This is a genomic window from Marinobacter shunpengi (genome assembly GCF_045449695.1).
Lineage (GTDB): Bacteria > Pseudomonadota > Gammaproteobacteria > Pseudomonadales > Oleiphilaceae > Marinobacter.
Window position 1 is genome coordinate 403,897 of sequence record NZ_JBJJKZ010000012.1, and the last position, 20,704, is coordinate 424,600.

Annotated in this window: 23 protein-coding genes and 1 tRNA gene; 6 read left to right on the top strand and 18 right to left on the bottom strand. The window is 60.3% G+C overall.

What is annotated here, in order from left to right:
• Window positions 1–120: 120 nt before the first annotated feature.
• Window positions 121–930 (top strand): RibD family protein, encoded by an 810-nt coding sequence (locus tag ACJO2E_RS08440; protein ID WP_406963434.1) that lies wholly within the window; start codon window positions 121–123, stop codon window positions 928–930.
• Here ACJO2E_RS08440 and ACJO2E_RS08445 read toward each other — a convergent pair.
• Genes ACJO2E_RS08445 through ACJO2E_RS08460 form a run of 4 tightly spaced genes read right to left on the bottom strand, consistent with a single transcriptional unit; the run spans window position 881 to window position 5,083 of the window.
• Window positions 881–1,813 carry a lysylphosphatidylglycerol synthase transmembrane domain-containing protein gene (locus ACJO2E_RS08445; RefSeq protein WP_406963435.1) on the bottom strand — a complete coding sequence of 311 codons (933 nt, stop codon included), beginning with the start codon at window positions 1,811–1,813 and terminating at the stop codon, window positions 881–883. The genes ACJO2E_RS08440 and ACJO2E_RS08445 overlap by 50 nt on opposite strands.
• Entirely contained in the window at window positions 1,810–3,693 is a 1,884-nt protein-coding gene (locus ACJO2E_RS08450; RefSeq protein ID WP_406963436.1) for a glycosyltransferase, read from the bottom strand. Before ACJO2E_RS08450 ends, ACJO2E_RS08445 begins: the two co-directional genes overlap by 4 nt.
• The gene (locus ACJO2E_RS08455) at window positions 3,680–4,078 is read right to left on the bottom strand and encodes a 6-pyruvoyl trahydropterin synthase family protein (RefSeq protein WP_406963437.1); all 399 of its coding nucleotides are present in this window, start codon (window positions 4,076–4,078) and stop codon (window positions 3,680–3,682) included. Before ACJO2E_RS08455 ends, ACJO2E_RS08450 begins: the two co-directional genes overlap by 14 nt.
• Before the next feature lie 18 nt (window positions 4,079–4,096).
• Window positions 4,097–5,083, bottom strand: a complete 987-nt coding sequence (locus tag ACJO2E_RS08460; protein ID WP_406963438.1) for a zinc-dependent alcohol dehydrogenase — start codon at window positions 5,081–5,083, stop codon at window positions 4,097–4,099.
• Between the two features lie 118 nt (window positions 5,084–5,201).
• On the opposite strand from ACJO2E_RS08460, the gene ACJO2E_RS08465 reads away from it, so the two are divergent.
• From ACJO2E_RS08465 to ACJO2E_RS08485, 5 genes are all read left to right on the top strand, one after another.
• The gene (locus ACJO2E_RS08465; protein ID WP_406963439.1) at window positions 5,202–5,939 is read left to right on the top strand and encodes a CDP-alcohol phosphatidyltransferase family protein; all 738 of its coding nucleotides are present in this window, start codon (window positions 5,202–5,204) and stop codon (window positions 5,937–5,939) included.
• Window positions 5,936–6,556: a YceI family protein gene (locus ACJO2E_RS08470; RefSeq protein ID WP_406963440.1), complete on the top strand. Its 621-nt coding sequence runs from the start codon at window positions 5,936–5,938 to the stop codon at window positions 6,554–6,556. Before ACJO2E_RS08465 ends, ACJO2E_RS08470 begins: the two co-directional genes overlap by 4 nt.
• Before the next feature lie 105 nt (window positions 6,557–6,661).
• Window positions 6,662–7,654 (top strand): DMT family transporter, encoded by a 993-nt coding sequence (locus tag ACJO2E_RS08475; RefSeq protein ID WP_406963441.1) that lies wholly within the window; start codon window positions 6,662–6,664, stop codon window positions 7,652–7,654.
• A 75-nt stretch (window positions 7,655–7,729) separates the two neighbouring features.
• Window positions 7,730–7,806 (top strand) — tRNA-Val (locus ACJO2E_RS08480).
• 193 nt (window positions 7,807–7,999) lie between these two features.
• Entirely contained in the window at window positions 8,000–8,338 is a 339-nt protein-coding gene (locus ACJO2E_RS08485; protein WP_406963442.1) for a hypothetical protein, read from the top strand.
• A 45-nt stretch (window positions 8,339–8,383) separates the two neighbouring features.
• Here the strand turns inward: ACJO2E_RS08485 and ACJO2E_RS08490 are convergent, their stop codons facing one another.
• The 14 genes from ACJO2E_RS08490 to ACJO2E_RS08555 all read right to left on the bottom strand — a co-directional run bounded on the left by ACJO2E_RS08490 (window position 8,384) and on the right by ACJO2E_RS08555 (window position 20,677).
• Window positions 8,384–8,569, bottom strand: coding sequence for a hypothetical protein (locus ACJO2E_RS08490; protein WP_406963443.1), 186 nt, complete (start codon window positions 8,567–8,569; stop codon window positions 8,384–8,386).
• Between the two features lie 532 nt (window positions 8,570–9,101).
• Window positions 9,102–10,826: a hypothetical protein gene (locus ACJO2E_RS08495; protein ID WP_406963444.1), complete on the bottom strand. Its 1,725-nt coding sequence runs from the start codon at window positions 10,824–10,826 to the stop codon at window positions 9,102–9,104.
• Window positions 10,826–12,364 carry an RCC1 domain-containing protein gene (locus ACJO2E_RS08500; RefSeq protein WP_406963445.1) on the bottom strand — a complete coding sequence of 513 codons (1,539 nt, stop codon included), beginning with the start codon at window positions 12,362–12,364 and terminating at the stop codon, window positions 10,826–10,828. Before ACJO2E_RS08500 ends, ACJO2E_RS08495 begins: the two co-directional genes overlap by 1 nt.
• Entirely contained in the window at window positions 12,364–12,768 is a 405-nt protein-coding gene (locus ACJO2E_RS08505; protein WP_406963446.1) for a hypothetical protein, read from the bottom strand. Before ACJO2E_RS08505 ends, ACJO2E_RS08500 begins: the two co-directional genes overlap by 1 nt.
• Entirely contained in the window at window positions 12,765–13,115 is a 351-nt protein-coding gene (locus ACJO2E_RS08510; protein WP_406963447.1) for a hypothetical protein, read from the bottom strand. The genes ACJO2E_RS08505 and ACJO2E_RS08510 overlap by 4 nt, the downstream gene beginning before the upstream one ends.
• Complete coding sequence (locus ACJO2E_RS08515; protein ID WP_406963448.1) at window positions 13,115–15,862, bottom strand: phage tail tape measure protein; 2,748 nt, start codon at window positions 15,860–15,862, stop codon at window positions 13,115–13,117. Before ACJO2E_RS08515 ends, ACJO2E_RS08510 begins: the two co-directional genes overlap by 1 nt.
• Window positions 15,863–15,929: 67 nt before the next feature.
• Complete coding sequence (locus ACJO2E_RS08520; protein ID WP_406963449.1) at window positions 15,930–16,391, bottom strand: hypothetical protein; 462 nt, start codon at window positions 16,389–16,391, stop codon at window positions 15,930–15,932.
• A 167-nt stretch (window positions 16,392–16,558) separates the two neighbouring features.
• Window positions 16,559–17,023 carry a hypothetical protein gene (locus ACJO2E_RS08525; protein WP_406963450.1) on the bottom strand — a complete coding sequence of 155 codons (465 nt, stop codon included), beginning with the start codon at window positions 17,021–17,023 and terminating at the stop codon, window positions 16,559–16,561.
• Window positions 17,023–18,003: a hypothetical protein gene (locus ACJO2E_RS08530; protein WP_406963451.1), complete on the bottom strand. Its 981-nt coding sequence runs from the start codon at window positions 18,001–18,003 to the stop codon at window positions 17,023–17,025. The genes ACJO2E_RS08525 and ACJO2E_RS08530 overlap by 1 nt, the downstream gene beginning before the upstream one ends.
• Window positions 18,004–18,042: 39 nt before the next feature.
• Complete coding sequence (locus tag ACJO2E_RS08535; RefSeq protein ID WP_406963452.1) at window positions 18,043–18,459, bottom strand: hypothetical protein; 417 nt, start codon at window positions 18,457–18,459, stop codon at window positions 18,043–18,045.
• Window positions 18,459–19,073, bottom strand: a complete 615-nt coding sequence (locus tag ACJO2E_RS08540; RefSeq protein WP_406963453.1) for a phage tail protein — start codon at window positions 19,071–19,073, stop codon at window positions 18,459–18,461. The genes ACJO2E_RS08535 and ACJO2E_RS08540 overlap by 1 nt, the downstream gene beginning before the upstream one ends.
• Complete coding sequence (locus ACJO2E_RS08545; RefSeq protein ID WP_406963454.1) at window positions 19,057–19,380, bottom strand: head-tail joining protein; 324 nt, start codon at window positions 19,378–19,380, stop codon at window positions 19,057–19,059. Before ACJO2E_RS08545 ends, ACJO2E_RS08540 begins: the two co-directional genes overlap by 17 nt.
• A complete protein-coding gene (locus ACJO2E_RS08550) occupies window positions 19,380–19,595 on the bottom strand; it encodes a hypothetical protein (RefSeq protein WP_406963455.1) in 216 nt (71 codons plus the stop codon). Before ACJO2E_RS08550 ends, ACJO2E_RS08545 begins: the two co-directional genes overlap by 1 nt.
• A 71-nt stretch (window positions 19,596–19,666) precedes the next feature.
• A complete protein-coding gene (locus ACJO2E_RS08555) occupies window positions 19,667–20,677 on the bottom strand; it encodes a major capsid protein (RefSeq protein WP_406963456.1) in 1,011 nt (336 codons plus the stop codon).
• Between the last annotated feature and the right edge of the window lie 27 nt (window positions 20,678–20,704).

A 20,704-nucleotide genomic window follows, 5' to 3' on the forward strand; every position in this document is an offset into this window, starting at 1 on the left:
CGGTCAGATGGCGCATTTCCGTTGGTATGGACAAGTTTATGTCTCTACAGTGAATCAATCGCCGATTATTGCGTAAATATTTCATAGGGACACAAACGGATCGAGAATACTGAGGTACCGATGACTCCAGACCAGGCCTGGCAGTTGATACTACAACAACGACAACAGCCGGATAATGACAACGATCGCTGGCCGGATACGGTCGCCCCCACCGAAGCGGACCAGGCCCGCCAGTTGCTGCACCTGTTTCGCCCCCTGGTGCGCCCATTGCAGGAAGGAGAGCAGCAGTTGGTGGCCCAGATGGGCCAGAGCCTGGACGGACGTATTGCCACCATTACAGGCAAGTCGCGGTATATCAATGGGCCCGACGGGCTGCTCCACCTGCATCGCCTGAGGGCAATATCAGATGCCGTGGTGGTGGGTTCCGGTACCGCCAGCGCCGACAATCCCCGCCTCACCGTTCGCCTGGCCCGGGGGCCCAACCCGGTTCGGGTACTGTTAGACCGTCACCGGCGGGTACCGGACGAACACCACCTGTTTACCGATGGCGCCGCCCCCACCCTGCGCCTGGTGGCCGGTCGTCTGGACCCGGTGTCGCTGCCCTCCTCCCTGGCGTCCGGCGTGACTGAAATTCCCTGCCTCAGTGATAAAAACGGCCCGATCAATCCCCGGGAGGTGATCGATGTCCTGCGGCGCCTGGGGTTGCGGCGAATCTTCGTGGAGGGGGGCGGCCAGACGGTGTCCACCTTCCTGGGAGCCAGCCTGGTGGATCGGTTGCATGTACTGGTCGCCCCCATGATTATCGGCAGTGGCCAGCCTGCCTTCCAGCTACCCGAGATCGACAGCCTGGGGGATGCCCTACGCCCCTGCTCCACCATGGTCAATCTGGGCAGCGATATGCTGTTTGACCTGGATTTTTCCGGCCACTGAACAGGAACAGCGCCCCGGGCAGCGCCGACAGCAGCACCAGCAGCCCGTAACTGACCGCCAGTGCCACGCCCTGCTCCGGGTCCAGGCCGGCCAGGGGCCAGATGAGCGCCGCCGCCCCTTCCCTTACGCCCCAACCGGAGATGGTCAGGGGCACCACCATGGCCATCAGCAACACGGTGCACAGGGCCATCAGCAGCCAGGGCCCGGTCCGGGCGATCTCCAGCCCGATGCCCATGGCCAGGCACCAGAACACCAGCAGGTAACTGCCAATCACCACCAGGGATGAGCCAAGCTGGACCGGCAACACCGCCGGGGCCAGTAACGCCCGACACAGGTCGTTCCGAAATCGCCGCCACCAGGCCCGGACCGGGGGCGCCTGTAACAGGGACCAGACCAGCAGTGCGGCCACCAGCACGCCGGGAATCAGGAACAGGCCAGGCATCGGGGGTGGCGGCAGCGGCAGCCACAGCATTATTAACAATACCGCCAGCAACAGCAGCACCAGTTGCCCCGAGAACCGCTCGATCATGACCCCGTGGATGGCGGTAGCGGTCTGCCCCGTATTCCGGCGGTGTCGCAGGGCGCGACCGGCGTCGCCCACCACGCCACCGGGTACCAATTGGTTGACCAGGGTGCCCAGGTAGTACTCCCGGATGGCATGCCCCAACGGCAACTGCTCTCCCAGTTGCGCCACCGTGTAACGCCACCGCCAGGCGGATACCACCACCTGCAGCGGCGTGACCGCCAGGGCCAGCAGTAACCAGGGCAGGTCCACCGACGAAAGCTGCGCCAGGATGGCCCCGACATCCACCAGCCAGAGCACCGCCCCCAGGAGCGCCAGGGTGGCCAGCCAGCGTAACAGCGCTCGGCCGCCGGTCTTCATGGTGAGGGAAGCCCAAGCAGGTCGATATGGTCCACCTTGATCACCAGGGCTCCGTCGTCCGCCTGCCGGAACCGGTCGGCCAACCATTGGTCCAGCCACCCCGAATCCTCTTTACTCGCGATCAATTGCGCCCTGGCGGCCTCCGCCCAGCCCTCCATCAGGGCTTTCTGCAATTCCTTGTGCCTGCCATCCAGGTGCCAGGGACTGCCCTCGCGTTGGACGGTATAGCCCCGGGCCTCCAGGGCCTGCGCCAGGTGGTCACTCGCCTCCGGGCCGCAGGCGGCGCCGGTGCCCTTGTCACCATGCTGGTGCTGGTTGACCCATTGTCGCAGGTCCTCGTCCGCCCTGTGTTCAGGCGTCAGCCGGAACCGGCCGGCGTAGGACAGCACCACCAGCACCGCCGCCCGGCGACGGGCCACCGTCGAGGCCAGCGCCTCCAGCCAGGGCCGGGAGACCAGGTCAATCAGCGCCGATGCAGTCAGCAGGTCCAGGGGGATGGGCAACAGATGGTCCATATTGCCCGCCTCCAGCCGCTGGACATGCACCTCAGGACCAGATCCGGCCACGCCGATGCTATCCACCAGTGCCGCATCCTGCTCGAACAGGTGCCATTGGCAATGCCCCACGGACCGGGTCTCCAGGGCCCGGGACAGGTATCGCCAGTTGGAGCCGGTACCCGCACCGATATCCGCGACCACCGGTGCGTTCCGGTACCGAAGCCATGCCACCGCCTGGTCGGTAAGGTTTGTGGAGCGGGCGGCATGGTCCGCCGGCTCCCGCAGGGCAAGCCAGTGGGCGTCAAAGTCACTACCCGCCGGCAGGCTACCGGCAATGGCCTGGTGGAACTCCCTGGCCGCCTGGTCCCAGGTTCGTAGTGTCCGGGCGCTCCGCCGGGCAGCCTGCTGTTGTTGTACCAGTTGTTCGGGGTGGTGCAGCCGTTCGTGGATCAGTGCCGCCAGGGCGTCCACATCCCCCACCGGATAGGTAACGCAACCCGGGCGATCTGCCGTCTCCGCCAAGGCCCCGCCGTCGGAAGCGATAACCGGCAGGCCATGGGCCAGGGCCTCGTCGATGACCATGCCATAGCCTTCATGCAGGGATGGCAGTACAAACAGGTTGGCACGATGGAAGGCCTGTTCCAGCGCCGGTCCGGACAGCTCACCGGTCACCCGGACCCAGTCGGAAAGCCCCCGCTCTTGGATCATCGACATCACCGTGCGGGCGTATTCCGGATCACGGTCGGCGGACCCTGCCAGTTCACACTCCCAACCGGTCCCCGGAACACTGTACAGGGCTTCCACCAGGTGGTGTTGCGCCTTGCGGGGGGACAGGTGGGCCAGGCACAGGATATGGAAACCGTCGGTGACGGCCCTGTCTTCCGAGGGTTTGACCGGGTGACGCACGCCTGGCCGCACCACGGCAACCCGGCTGGCGGGCACATTGAACCTGCCCAGTCCCCGGGCCGTGGTATCGCTGGTGGTGATCACCCGATGGACCGCTGCCAGGGCCCGCCTCTCGGTGGCCAGGAAGTGCTGACGGTCAGCTTCGCCCAGGCCCGTCTCGTCCGCCAACGGGTGGTGGACCAGGGCCACCAGGTGCAGGCGATGGCGATGTTGTTCCGCCGCTTCCGGGCAGCCTCCCAGGGCCAGGCCATCGATGATGACCGTGGTGCCGTCCGGCAGGCGGGACAGGGCCCCGTCCAGGGCATCCCTGGCCGGCTGGTCCACCCTTGGAAAGCGGCCGGGCACCCCCTGCAGGTTTACTGGCTGTCCCAGGCGGATCAGGCCCTCGACCACTTCACGCACGTAACCATAACCACCGGTGAGCTGGCCCGGGTCCCCGGGGACCAATACCGCCCAACCGGGGTCAGAGCGTGTCACGATAGCTGGCCCAGGCCACATGGGACTCCGACAGGGTGACCACCAGTCCGGTCAGTTCCCGGGCGCCATAGCCCAGGACGCCGTTCCGGATCGCCTCGGCCATGCGATCGAAGATATACCTGGCCATGAACTCGGTAGTGGTGTTGCGCCCCTTGAACCGCTCCATCTCGTCCAGGTTCTGCATGTTGATGGGGGCCAGGATATGGGCCAGGGCCTCGCTGGCAAGGCCGATATCCACCACCAGGTCGTTCTGGTCCAGGGCCGGGCGCTCGAAGCCCACGTCCACGGTGTAGGTCGCCCCGTGAAGTTGCTGGGCCGGGCCAAACACCTCGCCCCGGAAACTGTGGGCGATCATGACATGGTCGCGAACGGTGAGTGTGTACATAATCGTTCCTTGGGCTTATCAGTAGTGAATACGATGGCAAAGGGTATCGGAGGCGCCGCCCGCCAGTTCCGGCATTACCGTCGGCAGGTCCTCGAAGGCGCTCTCGCCGGTGATCAGTGCCTCCAGGGCCGGCTCCGCCAGCATCGACAGCGCCAGGGCCATGCGGTCGCCATGGTTCCAGCGCGACGCCTGGCGGGGGCTGATCTGCCCCACCTGGCTGGAGCGCAGTGTCAGCCGACGGGAATGGAAGGCCCCGCCCAGGGTGGCCGGTACCGCCTGCCGGCCATACCAGCTCATCTCCACAATACGGGCCTCGTTGCCCGCCACCGACAGGGCGGTTTCCAGCCCGGAGGGATGACCACTGGTATGGAACACCAGGTCGTGGTCATCCCGCTCCAGCGTGGTGACACACTCCACACCGAGGGATGCCAGCACCGGCTGACGGTGGGGGTTCGGATCCACGGCCACCACCCGGGCACCGGGGATGCGGGAGGCCAGCCAGGCCACCAGGCAGCCCACCACGCCGCAGCCAACCACCGCGATCCGGTCACCCACCAGGGGCGCCCCGTCCCAGAGGCCATTGATGGCGGTTTCCATATTGGCGGCCAGCACCGCCCGCTCCGGCGGTACCGCTGTCGGCAACCGGGTGACCGCCGATACCGGCACACGGTAGCGGCGCTGGTGCGGAAACAGACAGAACACGGTCTGCCCCTCCAGGTCGACCGGTCCGGTGGTTACCCTGCCCACATTCATATAGCCAAAGCGCACGGGGCCGGGGAAATCCCCTTGCTGGAAGGGCGCGCGCATGCGCTGGTATTCGGATTCCGGCACCTGGCCGTTGAAGACCAGGGCCTCGGTGCCCCGGCTGATGGCGGAATAGACGGTTTCCACCTCCACCCAGGGGGCCTGGCCGTCATGGTGGTCCACCAGTCCGTTCGCTATCTCCCCACGGCCGTTGCCGAGGGACCAGAAGGCGGGAGAAGTTTCCGTTGACGGTGACGCCATGATCGCTCCATGCTGAAGGATGAAGACCGGCGCCGGGGACCATGGAAACGCCACTGATCCGAAGCCCGGCCAGCCGGGTAATAGTGATAGTCAGCATAGCTTACGACAGGTACCGGGTATGGATTCACCCCTGCATTCCAACACCCTGGCCAGGGCTCCCTGGCGGGACCTGATCCTGGCCGGCCTGGGGTTGGCCGGGTTGCTGTCACTGTGCACCCTGACCCTCGGGCTGCCCGCCCTGCCCCTTGCCATCGGCGGCCTGCTTTACCTCGCACTGGTGCTGTTACTGGTCACCGGCCTGACCCTGAGCCACAGCCGGTTCGGCCCCGCGGACCGGGTCACCCTGGGCCGGGCCGTGCTGGTACTGTTCCTGACCACCCTCACCTTCCACCCCGAGCTGTTGCAGCGCATGGCCTGGCCCTATGCACTGCTGTGCCTGGCAGCCCTGGTCATGGACGGCTTCGACGGTTATGTGGCCCGCCGCACCGGCACCGCCAGTCGCTTCGGCGCCCGTTTCGACATGGAACTGGATGCCTTCTTCATACTGATGCTGTGTATCGCCCTGATGGTACTGGGAAAGGCCGGGGCCTGGATACTGCTGGTCGGCCTGATGCGTTACGGCTTTGTCATGGCAGGCTGGTACTGGACGTGGCTGAATGGACCCCTGCCGGAGAGTTTCCGGCGCAAGACCGTATGCGTCTGGCAACTGGTGACGCTGATGGTGGCGCTGCTGCCGGCCACGCCGGATCTGTTTGCCCATGCTACGCTTATAGTAGCGCTGGTCCTGCTGGGCTGGTCCTTCGCCATCGACGTTCAATACCTGTACCGGCATGCATCAACAAGGAGCCCGACATGAGTACTCAATGGAAGACCACCCATCACCTGACCGCCGGCCTGGCTGCCCTGGCCCTCACCCTGGGCGCCAACACCGCCCTCGCGGAGCCCAAGGGGTACAAGATCGACGATGAGCACTTCTCGGCCACCTTTGAAGTGAACCACCTGGGGTATGCACCGGTTATCGGCATGTTCCTGGAGGGCAAGGGGCAGTTCGAGTACGACGCGGAGGCCCGGGACATCCCCACGGGCAAGGTGGTCATCCAGAGTGCCAGCGTGTTCTCCAACCACGATAAACGTGACGAGCACCTGCGCAAGGATGACTTCCTGCACAGTGACCGCTACCCGGAGATCACCTTCGAGGTGACGGATTTCGAGAGCACTGGCGACAACACCGGCAAGCTCACCGGCGACCTGACCCTACTGGGGGAAACCCATCCGGTCACCCTGGACATCACCCTGAACAAGGCGGGGGAATACCCGATCGGCCACGAGGAATACACCCTCGGGGTGTCAGCCAGCACTACCATCCAGCGCAGCCAGTGGGGCATGACCTACGCCCTGGACCCGCTGATGGTCGGGGACGAGGTACACCTGCGCTTCGAGTTCGAGGCTATTGAGGACAATGGTTGGTTCTAGCACCGGACGGCAGCGTTCCGCAGCGATCTCCGGGTCAGTACGATTAGGACCGGGGTCATGAGCATGCTAAACTCCGCGCCCTGATTTCCGGATAACCGCGTTCCCATGGCCCTTTCTGATACCCACAAATCGGATCTTTACCTCGTCTTCGTTACCCTGCTGGCGGCTTTTAGCTGGGCTTTCTCCAAGGAAGCCGTGCTGCTGATGCCGCCGCTGATGTTCATGTCCCTGCGCTTCCTGATGGCCGGCGCCCTGCTGGCATTCTTCGCCCGACGACAACTGCCCCGGCTGGAGTTCCGTCAGATGCTGCGCGGCGCGCGGGTGGGCCTGGTGTTCGGGTCCGCCATGAGTTGCTGGGTCATGGGCATCTGGCTGGGCGTCAACCTGGGTGAGGCGGCCTTCATTGTCAGCCTGGCGGTGGTGATCGTCCCCGCCATTGCCCGGATCTTCTTCCGCGAGGAACAGCCAATGAGCACCTGGCTGGCAATTCCCGTCGCAGTCTGCGGGCTGGCGCTGCTGTCCCTGGAGAACGGGTTCCGCCCGGAGAAAGGCCAACTGCTGTTCGTGGCGGCATCCTTCATCTTCGCCATTTCCTATATCCTGACGTCCCGTACTGCCAACACCCGCACGGAGGTAACCCGTCAGGGTGAGACCGTTATCCGGGAACGGGTGCCCGCCCTGCCCCTGACCGCCCTGAGCATGACCACGGCGGGGGTGCTGACCGGCGTTATTTCCCTGTTCTTCGAAGAATGGATGCCCACGCTCACCAACTTAAGCGGCACCCTGATGATGTGGCTGGTGGCCAGTGCGACCATCGGTACCGCCTTTCGCTTCCTGTTGCAGACCTACGCCCAGAGCCTGTCCGCCCACAGCCATGGCGTGGTGATCCTGATCCTGGAGCCGGTCTGGGTGGCCCTGCTGGCGTGGGTCTGGTTCAGCCAGACCATGACCCCCACCCAGATTGCCGGCTGCGGGGTCATCCTGCTGGCCCTGCTGATCAACCGCTGGACCGTGCTGTCCAAGGCCCTGCGGGGTCGACTGCGCAAGTCCGCCCGGGCCCGCCGCATCGCCCGCATCCGGGCGGCCAGCCAGGACTAAGGAAGACAACAAAAAGTCCCGGGAAATGGTTGACCAACCGGGCCGGGATCAGTATATTTCCACCCCGTTGCACACAGGACCATAGCTCAGTTGGTTAGAGCGCTGCCTTGACATGGCAGAGGTCGGCAGTTCAAATCTGCCTGGTCCTACCAGATTTCCTGATTAAAGCCAGTTACTTACGGGCGACCGTGAGAACTGGCTTTTTTCGTTTGGAAATATTTTGGAAATATTTTGGAAAAACAGAAGGCTTATACAGTATTTCCATAGCGCTGCCGGTCGCAGATGTAGCACCCGCCCAATCTTGCCTCCTATACTGTACGTATAAACAGTATTTCCGGGAGGCTCATGATTCAATTTCGGTACTACCTGAACTACAAACTGATCACTCTGGATAACCAACCAGCGGGCGAAGTCTTCGTTGTTACCCGGGCAGGTGAACGCCGTTCCGTCTGGTGGCTGGGGTTCATTGACGTGGCGGTGGCCAAGCAGCTACCAGGAGCGCGGCCCGTCAAGGTCGACATGTACTCCTATTCCTATGGCGACGACATCATCAGGCGCGAATGGGTGACCCTACCCAGGGATAAATGCCTCCAGGGCTGCCTGGTTCGGAATGGCGTGTATGGTGTGACAGAGGATGACGCCGTCCGGATCGTCCCGCGACCAGGTCTACGGTTTCGGATCTGATCCTCGGGCAAAAATGGCGGCGCCCGAAAGCGCCGCCGGACTTCCCTAGCGACCCTTGAGAGCTTCCAGAATTCCCTCCAGAACAACTAGGAGGATTTCCCTGCTGTGCTCAGCGAGAATCCAGAACGCGGCCTCGATCAACCGCATAGCGCTGTCATCATCGAAAACAACTTCGTTCCCCAGACAAGCGAACAGGCTTTCAAAAATCGCAACTGCGTGTGATACATCCATCAGAAAATCAATCCATTATCGGTGATTAACAAAATGGCAGGCACACGAGGCTGAACTACAACCACTGGTCGTATATAATACAGCTGCGGTATTAAAAAGGCTCCGACACCTAACCGCTAGCTGGCAGGCCCTCGTGGTCTGCCGGCGCTTTACCTCTCTCAATTCCAGTACCTACTGCATCGCTCCCTCCCTATCCGTCTTGCGTGGGTTATTCATAGTGCGCTCTGTCTCGAACGACAACACTATTTAACCACAGATTTCAGACCAAATTTCCGGCTATCCCCTTTCGTTCGGGATTTGCATCCCTTTGCCACACAACAGTACGGTATGCGATTTTTGGAGTTTTTTTATGCAGAACCGAGAGAACAACCGCATGGCTCCTACTCCTTTACCTTGTCGTTAGGGTATACGGGACGCCTGAAACTGGGCAGCCACCCCATGAACCATAGGAACATAAGCAAATTGGTAGTGTGCGCAGAAAAGTGGCAGTTATTTTAGTATTTGTGGCAATGAAAAACTAAGAGTGGGGCAGCTACTGGAGGAGTAACGCTGAATCGACTGCGGCGCTATAAACACTCTCCACCGAAAAATCTGCATTAAGATTAACTGTGCGCTCATAGGTGCACACACCATCCGCTATGCCATAGATCTCGACATAACATTCTGGGGCGGGGCCCCCCTGCTCTTGTGGGAGCGTGAGGAAGGCATAAAATTTTGTTCTCGATGCTGTGATTGCCTGATAGTCAGGAGTATTCGTTTGGAGATTGAAGGTACTGACAACTGAATAGCTACCTTTCTCAAAAACCTCAACAAACACAGGATTCAAGCCCACTCTAGAACCAATGAACATGTAATCCTGATTGATACAGGTTCCCTGGGGATTACGAGAAAATGCAGAACGAAGACCAGTACGCGCCCCCGTTTGTGCGTCCACCAGAAAATGGTACCAGTCGCTTCGTAGCGGGCCATCCTGATAACCTTGCAGCAGCCCCGTCAGTGTCTCCCCATCAGAGGTGAAGTTGCTGCCAGTATAGGCCGCCGCATCGAGATCTCCGGTGGTGAGCGATACCTGGCGATCTAGTTGTCCATCCAAGTTATAGCGAAGGAAAAGTGGCGTGCCTGGAATCGGCTCAAAATCGTTACGTGAAACCCAAATCCCATCCAAGTCGCCATGAACGCCATAAAAAACCTCATCTTGCCCAGCGCCATAGTTAGGACCGCCCATGAAGTTCAGAACACTATCGCCACCACTAAGCCCTAGACCGTAAATGTAGGCAATCTGATCCTGGCACACGGCAATGGAATATGTATTATTACTGACAAAACCAAATGACCGCCTGATTGCAGAGAAATCTGGTTCCATCTCGATTATTCGATTCCCGTTAGCCAGGATGAATACCGGCAGGTCGCACGGCTTTGGTTGTTCTTCAAAACCCACAACCAAAGGCCCCGACTGGGTAAAGCGGACCACTACCCGATCACCGTCCTCAAAGGCTGCACCATTGCAATCCATATACATGATCGGAACACTGGTGTAGTCCAGCTGCTGATTGATATTAAGTTCCTGAGCGGATGACGAGGCGGGGTCCAACAACACGGTACAGGTGTCCACGACAATATTACTAATCGTTCCAACGCGGTACCGGGGGAACCATTTCTGTATACCCGGAAGAATAGCCGCATTAAAGAACATTTGCGCACCAGTCTGGGCTTCCCGATGAACAAGCTGCCCATCACGAGCAGGATCGTAGGCGGCATTTCCATCATAACCAGGCTGTATGATGATTCCCTGACCACCTTCGTCATTAAGATCGATCAGACCTACCTCGCCAGAAAGATCCTCTGTGAAATCAGCACACCACGCATCTAGCGTTATGTCTTCCGGCAAGCTATCGATCACACTAATCCGTTTTTGTAGTTCAAGGCGCTCGATGCGAATACGGGCCAGATCGAATCGCACCAGACTGAGCCCGGACTGAATCCGGATCAACTCAGACTGCAACGCCGTCATCTCGGCGAAATGCTCTGCAGGGTCTTCCACATACTGAGGAATAAGGGTATCTATATCTCGCTCAAGGGACCAGGCAGTGGACTCCAGCGTATCCTTCTCATCCAAACGATCCACCAGAACCCCATTCAACTCTTGTAGACGCTCCTGGCAGCGCTGGCGATCCTCTAGCAATTGCTCCACCGCATACTTTAGCCGGACTCGATAAAGGCCATCTTCCTTATGGTTCAGAATCTCACCCCGGGACATTATCGCTGGCTCACTTCACAGAACTTATCGGCGCGACCGACGAAATAGTTGATATAGTCGGCACGAAAGGTCATTTCGCCCGCCGTGACCGTCATGCCCGGGCGCAAAAATAGGTCGATATCACACCGAACCCGCGGATTTCCATCTGACATGCTGATTGATCGAATACCCGTCAGGGTCCTATCACCTGAACTCACGCTCCCCCCGTCCGAATAACCCGACACCGTCACGGTGAAATTGGTGCCACCCTGATCAGAGCGGGGCTGGCCAAACGTAGTTCGGATAATCTCTTCTCTCCTAACGGCCCCATCGGACAACCGATACCCCTTAAGAATGGCCAGCTCACCGCCGGCCCGGGCCTCGATATCTTCCATAAGATCAGCGGCAGCGGGGATAACGGCCTGCAAGAACTTCTGGCGGCCTTCACTCTGGTTGGTAGCCTGCCAACTGGATATGGGGATTTCTATCGGTTCCAGGCCATCCGCCTCAATCACGAGAAAGTAGAGCTCCTGTAGTTCCGACAGCGGGACAGACTGAGTCCAGTCCTGATAGGCCGCCCCCCTGAAACGAATAGGGATACGGGCCGTGATCTCACCCTTGGGTGCCGGGTCATGATTTGCGATCGCAGTGAACCCAATTCGAATGGCGCCCGAAAGCGAACCGGATATAGGGTCCGGCTCACCTGGTACCATGGCCTTCTGGCCAGCGGGTGGGGTGGACTGCTCCTGATTGTCGAACCCCCACATGACCACGGTTCCATCCGATTGCACCGCGATGGTCTGATCGCCGCCAGCCTGGATGTGTACCACATCGGCAAGTCCTGCTGGAACGTCAGTCTGGCCCCGGTTGTTCTCTCCCCAGCAAACAACCGTTCCGTCGGCCTGCAACGCGACATAGTGATCGAATCCGCAAGCGACCTGTACCACATCCACCAACCCTGCCGGGGCAGAATCCGATCCCTCCCCGTACTTTTCCCAGGACAGCACGGTGCCATCGTCCAGAAGCGCAATAAAGGTCTCGTCGTAGCCCCCTATATCTACCACTCCACTCAACGTTGAGGCTACATCGTTGGCCACGTAACCCCATGAGACAGCGGATCCATCTGCCTTCATAGCAAGCGACTCGTCCCGCCCAGCAACGACCTTTACCGCATCATCAAGTGTGCCTGGTGCTGTCGCCTCTCCACTGGAATCCGATCCCCAGCCAACTACTGCGCCATTCTCTCTTACTGCCAGAGCGTGTCGATAGCCAGCCGAAACCACCATTACGTCGTTCAGACCACTCGGGATTGCGGTCTGACCGTTATTGGACTGCGGCGTACCGGCGCTAACTACGCTTCCGCCGGTAGTCACACCCAGGCCATAGCCATGGTTGCAGGAGATATTCTTGTAAGGCCCCGCTGGGAAGGCCGGAGGAGGATCGCTACCATACTGACCGGATCCACCCCAAGTTACGGCTTCACCAAATTCATCCAGAACGCAGCTCAGGTATGTACCTGTCGCTATCGTAGGGTATGGCGAACCACTCTTTACGGCCATCAGTCACCCACCTGGATAGACGCGGACGAAATCGACACGGGAAGACCCTCAACGAAGGTGGTCGTGGAGAGCTGCAACTCACCGTTGCCGCTGGTATTACTCACGGAAAAAAGGCCAACGGCATCACCGTCGCGATTCAGAATCCGCCCCCAGGACGCCTCCCCTGATCCGTTCGCTTCGTCATCGTCCGCAATCGGATCAAATGTGATCGTACCATCGGACTCCGACCCCGCCGTTTGGGTCAGTTCAAGCTCTGCCAACAACGTTCCACCGGGGGTGCCGGATACTGTTGCGGGCATAGTCCCGGAGTAAATCTCAATCTTGGGATTCGCCGTGCTGCCGGCCACGATTTCAGAAAGAAATGTTTGCGCCCAGGCCGATGCCAGGCTCGTGGAAATCTTCATGCGCTCAACTTCCTTTCAACCAGAATAACCACTGTCACCACCCCCTCTTGCAAATCGAAAGAAAACGGGGCCCCAACGAAGCATCCCTCCCGGAACGTCACAATCAGCCGCCCGTAGGACTGCACCAATCGCCTCGCCAGATCCTCTTCTAAAAGAGATCGGGGAGTCCACTCGATGTTCAGCGTCCTATCTGCCGCACTGTACCCAAAATCGTTGATCGCGGCGGCGCCATCGAGTGTTGCAACCCTGGAAACCCGGCGAGTGAAACTGGCCACGCCATCCTCTACTGGATTCTCCACGGTTAGATGCCCGTCAATATCAAACACCGGAGCATTTATGGTCAGCATCACGTAAGCCCCAGCAGCGTTTCACGACCGTCCGCATTTACACGAACCTGAATTGCCCGAAGAATCTCAAACATAAACGCCTCCAGGTGCGGCTGCAGTCCATCGCCTTCCACCTTGATAAGTGCATCCCCGTTACGCAGGGCCTTAGTCCGTTCACGTATCTGATCGATCTCGGCTTGCGCAAGCTTCTGCTGGGTCTCAAACGCCTCCTCTCGCATTTTCTGTTCCGCCTCGATCTGCCGAGCAATGTCGAATTGCTCCAGCCTTCCTGATTCGTTGTAGGCGCCCCACAAATTGCTGATCTGTTCCCCGGTACTGACAAACGTATCGGACAGGCTTTCTGCCAGCGCCACCACCTTCTGGGCATTGGCCTCTACCTCAGCGATGTCCAGCGAAACCTTGGCCTCAATGCTGGCAATCCGCTCATCACTGGCAATTTCCAGCAGCTTGAGCTGGTATTCCTCCGATTGCTTGACCACTTCCTTGGTCTTTTCGGCGGCGTCTTCCATGGCGTTGCCGCTCTTGATGACAGCGCCGGAGAAGCTGTTAACCTTGCCGCTGGCCTCGTCATACCCGACCTGCAACGAGCGGTTGTTCTCGGCCAGCTCCCTGGTGTTGTCAGACACATCCTTCAGAGCACCGCCACTTTCCCGGGCCGCGTCCCTGAGATCTCCGACCGCGCCGGCAATGCCCTGTTGGTTCTCCGCCAACTGTTCGCCCGAGTTGGCAGCGTTCACCAGTTCGTTTGCGTAGTCCTGCCAGGATTGCTGCTGTTCATCGGTGGCCACCTGCATATCCGTCAGGTTCCGGTTCAGGATCTCGTTGATATCGTTGATATCCTGAGTATCCTTCGCCGCCCGGCGGACCTCCGAGGCGTAGCCCTCCCACTGGGCCTCTACCCGGGCAAGTTCCCCGGCATTCAGCTGTTCATACAACCACCCACCAATCGACTGGCCGAACTCATCCTCGATCGGCTCTATGATATTCTCCTGGATCAACGTGCCGATGCCGTACCCTACCCCGGCGGAGCCCAGCAGGGCGGCACCGACCAGGCCAAAGCGGCCCGCTCCAGCCGCAATGTTCTTGACCGAGTCCAGGTTGGTGATCAGCGTCTTGAAGCCGGATGCACCGGCCAGTGCCGTCAGGCCGGAACCAACAGCATCCAGCCCGCCGCCCAGTGCACCGACTGCCGGCAGCACGGTATCCACCGCCTTGCCCAGGCCCAGGAGCTCCCCAACACTTCGCTTGGTGGACTCGTCAAGGTTCTCGAACTGTTCGATGCCCTCGCCGACCAGGATGAACAGCGGTTGCAGACCATCGATAATGCCGGCGGAAATGTTCACCAGGGCGGTGAACGCATCCACTACCCGCTGCAAGGCCTGTTCGAGGCCTTCAACAGTGCCCAGGTCGATCTCACCGAAGACGTTTCCGAAGGCCTCCTGCAGTTCGTCACCCAGGTCCCCAAACGCACTGAGCAGATCGGACAGGTCAATGCCGGATAGAGCCTCGGGGAAGTTGTCCGCAATCTGGCGCAGCTTGACATCAATGTCCTGGGCCAGTGTTTCAATACCCTGTATCAGCGGTGCAAAGACACCATCATCCAGACGGATCTCAGCACCGAACGAATTGAAGATATCGGTCATCGAGTTGACCGCGCTGCGGGTCTCGTCGGTCAGGTTGGAGCCAAACGCAATGAGCGCGGAATTGACATTGTTCTGGAGGGTCTGGCCCAGGAGCCCCAGCGAACTGGTGAGCTCCTGTGATGCTGTCTGGGCAGCGCCAGCATTGTCATTTATCGCGGCAATATTATCCGCGAACGCTTCAGAGGCATTACCAGTCAGGGCCAAGACCGGAGTCAACGCCTCCACCGAGCCAAACAGGCGGGCCATCAGCTCAGTACTACCGCCGGTGGCTTCCCTTACATCTTCCAGTACACCCGCAAATCCCTTGCTTTCCAACGCAGTCGCATTGAACTCAATGCCCAGGTTAGACGCCAGCCCGGCGGCATCCGCCGAGGGTTTCAACAGGGCATTGATCGCAGCCCGGATTCCAGTAATTGCCTCGGCAGTATTGGTACCCGTTTCAGCGGTGATGGTAGCGATGGCCGCAGCCATCTCGTCAAAGGTCAGACCGGCAGCAGCAGCGATCGGCGCCAACCGACCAATGGTATCCGCGAGCTCCGGGATCGTCGTCTGGCCCAGCTGGACCGCCGTGAAGAAGGTGTCGGCATAGTCCCCTGCCTCATCAGCGGACGCACCAAAGGCATTCAGCGTGCTGACCAAGGCCGTGGTAGTGGCACCAAGGTCTGCCCGACCGGCAATAGCCAACTGCTCCGCAGCGGCAATCAGCTCAATGGAATCCTGATACTCGATACCGGCGGAAATAGCGCTGTATGTCGCGCTGGTGATCTCCGCCAGTGACTGGCTGGACCGCTCGGAGTACTCCAGGATCTGGTCCTGGAAATCCCGCAGGTTCTCCGCAGGTTGGCCGATGAGGGTGGCGATTTCGCCAAAGGCCGTGTCAAAGTCATCGCTGATCTTGACGGCATAGGCAGTAACGCCAATGGCAGCAGCAGCCAGGGCGGCGTCCAGTTTGAGGATGGAGTCGGTGACATTGGCCAGGGGACCGGTGACACTGCCAACACCGTCTTCCAGGCGCTTCAGGTTCGCGCCTACGGAGCTGACCGCCTGGCCAGTGCGGTCCACCCCGCCGAAGATGATTTCAACCGTCTTGGATGCGTCGGCCATGTTTTCTCCGGGCATAAAAAAACCCCGCCGAAGCGGGGTTGTGAGGGATAATCTGGTTTGGTTGGTGCTAGTTCACCTGGACATCGGAGAGGTAAACGGTTCCAGTGATGCGGGCGTCCTCAATTCTGTCGATTTGACCGGTAAACCGGATCTCATCACCAGAGGATAGAGCCAACGCTTCCGATTCGGAAACGCCACTCAGAACGATGTCGGTAAACAGCGTGCCCATAGTGCCGACCGACACCTGGTAGCCCGGCCATTTTTCCTGCACATCGACCACATCACCAGACCAGGAAACATACTTGCCCTGAAACTCACCCTTTACCTGTTCCTGCTGGGCAGTCGTTCGATCTGAAAGGTAGATGTCGCTCATCAGATCGCTGTAGGAAACGGCAATCGGATCGTCCTGCTGGGATGCCATACTCAAGAGCCCCAGAACACCACCCACGAATACGAAAACCACGAAGGCCAGCTTCTTAGGGCTAGATTTAAGCTCAGCGATCATCTCTCCGACAGAATCATTCTTCATGGATACCTCCCTGTAAGCGACAGTTCCACACCACTATAGCAACTATTTCCGCCGCCGTTGCTGGTAGTACTTCGCCCACAGGCTGATTTCCGTCTCGGTCAGGTAGCCCTCTGGAAACACATCAGGGCGGCTTTCGTACAGGTAGCCGCCCTTGCTATCCGCCAGGGCTAGGCTGGCTTGGATGTCTGCTTGCCTCCAGAGGGCTGCCGCTTTACCTGGGCGATCTGGCCCTTACCGGTCAGCTCGTAGATCTTGTTGGCCAGTATGCCGAACTCAATCGGGTAGACCTCAGCCAGCTTGACCACATCCTCCAGGGCCATCTCCGGTTCCACCACGCCCATCTGCACGTGGGACAGCTTCTTTGCCAGGCTGGCCGGCACGTCCTGGCCAATGCCGATGCCTTCCAGCAAGGCGGCGACCTTCTCCTTTTCGGAGCCCACCAGCTTCTCCATCAGGTCGGTGAGCATGCGGCTCTTGGACGAGGCTTCCTCCGCTTCCGCGAGCTGGTGCGCGGTCAGCCCGCGCACCTTCACCACCCCGTCACCCAGTCCGGCATCAGCCAGGGCCGACAGGGTGACCTCGTCCTCACGGGGGGTGAACTTGGTCTTGCGCAGGGCCTTCACGTCCAGCATTACGCGGTCACCTCAACACCGGCGGTTTCCGGTGAAATGGTGCACGCGGCCTGGATCTCATCCCCCGCCGGGAAGCTGCGGCTGATACCCAGCTTGCCCTGCTCCAGGATGTAGTTGCTGACGAACCGGTTCTGGAAGAACTTGTACCACAGGATTTCGTTCTTCAGCTTGATGATGGCGTCGGTGATGCCATCGGCCAGGAACGCGGTGAAGCTGGCCTGGTTCAGGGTGGAGCTGCTGCTGCCGATGGTGCCCCCGTAGATCTGGGTGGAACTCAGGCTGTGGGAAGTCTCCGACGGCACAAAGTCCGTCGCCCGGGCCAGATCGGTGAAGATCGGTTCCGCGTAGCTGGCGCTGACGCCCTTGGGCTCGTTGCCAGTGTGGATGGTGGCCAGGGCGCTGTTGAACACCACGGCACCGTTGCGGTAGTCGATCTCGTAAATGGGGAAGTCGTACCGCTCCTGGTGCACACCCACCACCTGGAAGATCTCGGACGCCTTCACGGCGGCGGCAGTCTGGCTCGCCAGGCGCACCTGGCCCAGCTCGATCGCATCCACAGCAATCAGCGGCGGGCCACCGGCGGAACCCCGAGTCTCCGTGAAGCTGGTGCCCTCGGTACCGCCCTCGGCGGTAATGGCGCCGGCGCTGTCTACCACAATGCTGTAGACCACGTGGGTATCGGTGGTCGGGCGGGCGCAGACCAGGCCAGTTTCCGCAGCGGCGGCCACCTCGTTGCCACCCACATAGGCCGTCAGCGCGGCCACGTCAACCGCGTTCTGGGTGCCACCCTGGGCCGGGGTGATGGCACCGCCGGTGATCAGGCCATCCGGGCGAACCACCGGCTCAAAGCCGGACCGGCGCGACCAGAGCTCCGAACCGGACTCAAATACCGTGTTGTCACCAGTGTTACTCAGCGCCCCCATCGGGTGCTGCTGCTGGCCGCCCTCAATCTGGATCTTTGCATTCTCAGCGTTTGCCATGGTTGTCTCTCCGGGTGCTGATTGCCCTGCACGGGCGGTTTACGAATTGGTGTAGGGTGAGATCGAGTCGGTCAGGTAGACGATCTCGAAGTTGGCCAGGACCGCGATAATGTCCTGCCCGGGTTCCGGGTAATCCAGGGTGGAATCGGAATAGTTGATCTGCTCCGTCAGGCCGCCCAGGGTCGGGTCCTGGTTCAGGGCGTCTTCCAGCAGCTCGGCCAGCATTTCGTTACCCTTCTCGCTGGCTGTCACGGACCGTGGTACCCGGTCCATCACACCGACGCCCACACTGAGGGTCATGCGCAGCTTGCCGTAGGCCAGGCGTTCCGCGGATTCATCCATGTCCCACAGACAGCGGGCCGGCAGCTCGTCTTCGGATGACAGTTGCTCAGACCGTTCCGCCTGCAGGCGCTGGCTGAACGCCTGCACGACCTTCTCCCGTATGCTGTCCGGCATCAGTAACCCCTCACAATGGTTTCCAGTTCCTTCACGAACTGCTCAAGCTGGTACTCCAGCATCGGCTCGGAAATGTCGTCCTTCACGTCGGTGAATACCTGCGACAGGGACGGGCCATAGAACACCTTGATCTTGCCGCCCTTCTTGCCCGGCGTGGCCCGCCGGCCCGCAATGACCACCCGGTTGCTGCTCCGCAACACCATGTAGAACGGCTTACCCTTGATCGAGCTGTCGCCCTGAAACACCTTGGCGCCACCGGACGGCTTCACCTTCACGCGGATACCTCGGGGCGGCTCCGGTGGTGGCTTGATCCAGCTGACGGAGTCGTTGGCAATGCTGGAATCCGTGGAGAAGCGGGACAGCAGCAGTCCCCGCGCGGGGGTACGAATCCAGGCAGACAGGTTCTTCTGGCTGGCCTTGCGAATCTTCAGCCGCTCCCGCACGTAGCTGGCCTTCAGGCGCACCTGCTTACGGATCGCCTTGCTGCTTTCCGTGCGGGCCTTTGTCACCGTCTTGTTCAGGGCCCGGGCATGGGCCTTCGGAGACTCCCGGCCAATGGAGGCCAAGTAGAGCCGGAGGCCGTTCAGGCTCTTGCGCTCAATCCTTGCAGACATTGGCGTGGTGCCTCGTCACATGACCGTCGTCGTAGATCAGGCCGTCCAGGATCCAGGTGGTGTCACCCACCCGGACGCGGTGACCACGGCGCGGGTTGCAGATGTAGCACTTGCGGATCTCGATCTCGTGGCGCCGAACCGGCAGGTTGGTGTCGTACGCCTCCCGCTGCTCCACGTCTCGGTCCACAATGCAGCGGATCTCGAATACACCGCCGTTGCTGTCGGCGTATACGGCATCCACCGCGAAGGCACAGTCAACGGCGGACTCCAACGAGTCCGCCGTTTCATCAAACAGGCTGCGGGACATCAGGCGCCCCCGCCCTCGCTACCGTTGCCTTCACCGGTGTCGTCGTCTTCGATCTCTTCCTGCTCATCCTCGACCACTTCAACCACGGCAGCGCCATATTTCTTGGCCTCAGCCGCTGTCAGCTCCAGCTTCGTATTGGGTTTGATAACGGACTTCTCACGCTTCGAATTACGGGTCTCAATACGATTGACCGTGATGTACGTTTTCTTGCTCATGGCTTGCTACCTTCGATGGAAAGGGGTTGGCCGGGGCCAGTGGCCCCGGACTGCTACGGGTGGTTACCCCGCTACGGGGTGAAGACGGTGGCGTACAGGGTGGAATCCGCCAGTCCCGGTACCGGCAGGCCACGGCTCTGGGTCATCAGGTACTCAACGGAGGGATCGTCGGCGTCCCAGTTCTTCGGGAAGTACTCAAGGGGACGGAAACCTGCCTTCTTGTCCAGAATCGCACCATAGGCACGAACACCAGGCGCACCAGTCGACAAGAGCACTACGCCGTTATCCGGAATGAACAGCTCCTTGTTGCCCTCGTCATCCTTGAAATAGCCGGTATAGGACCAGAGCTCCGGACCGGCACCGCCGAAGCGCCCACGGTAGGAAGCCAGGTTAACCGCAGGGGCAATCTCAAATTCGGTGTCACTGCCCCGTTCGGTTTCCACCAGATCCTTGAACTTCTCATCCAGCAGTGCACGACGGAACGCGCCCCGGCCGTAGATAACATGGGTGCATGGCGCCGCCAGCTGTGCAAACCAATCCTCGTGGTCGCCGATTACATCCTCGGTACCAGAACCCCATTCGGCACCAGCAGCCAGCGTAATGGTGTTGTTGGGATCACGTCCGTAATCGACTTCCGCCTTGGGATAGTCCTCGCCCTCAACAACGATCTTTCCGGAACGCAGCAACTGGGCCACCATCCATTCCATCCGGCGAAGAATCTGGCGGCGGTGATTGTCCAGCAGATCAACACGGATCGCATTCATCCGCGCTTCTGCCGTCATCTCACCACTGGGGTCCTCACCAGGTCGGCGCTTCAGCGCCCGTCCGGGCTTAACGACATCTTTCGGCTTGACGGTTGGGGGAACGAATTTGCGCAGGGCGCCGCCCTTCTCCCGATTCGGTTTCCCGGCGATGTACGGGCTGACGAAAGGAGCCAGAGTCTCGTCCAGCTCCAGTTCATCGAAGGCGATTTCCTCGGTATCGAACGTTACTACGCTCTGGAACAGAAGGTTCAGCAGAAAAGGACTGAACCGATCAAGCTCGCTCATAACGTTGAGCAGCGTGGTGGTTTCATAGGCCATGGTGGTTTCCTCTTGATTCGGCGAATG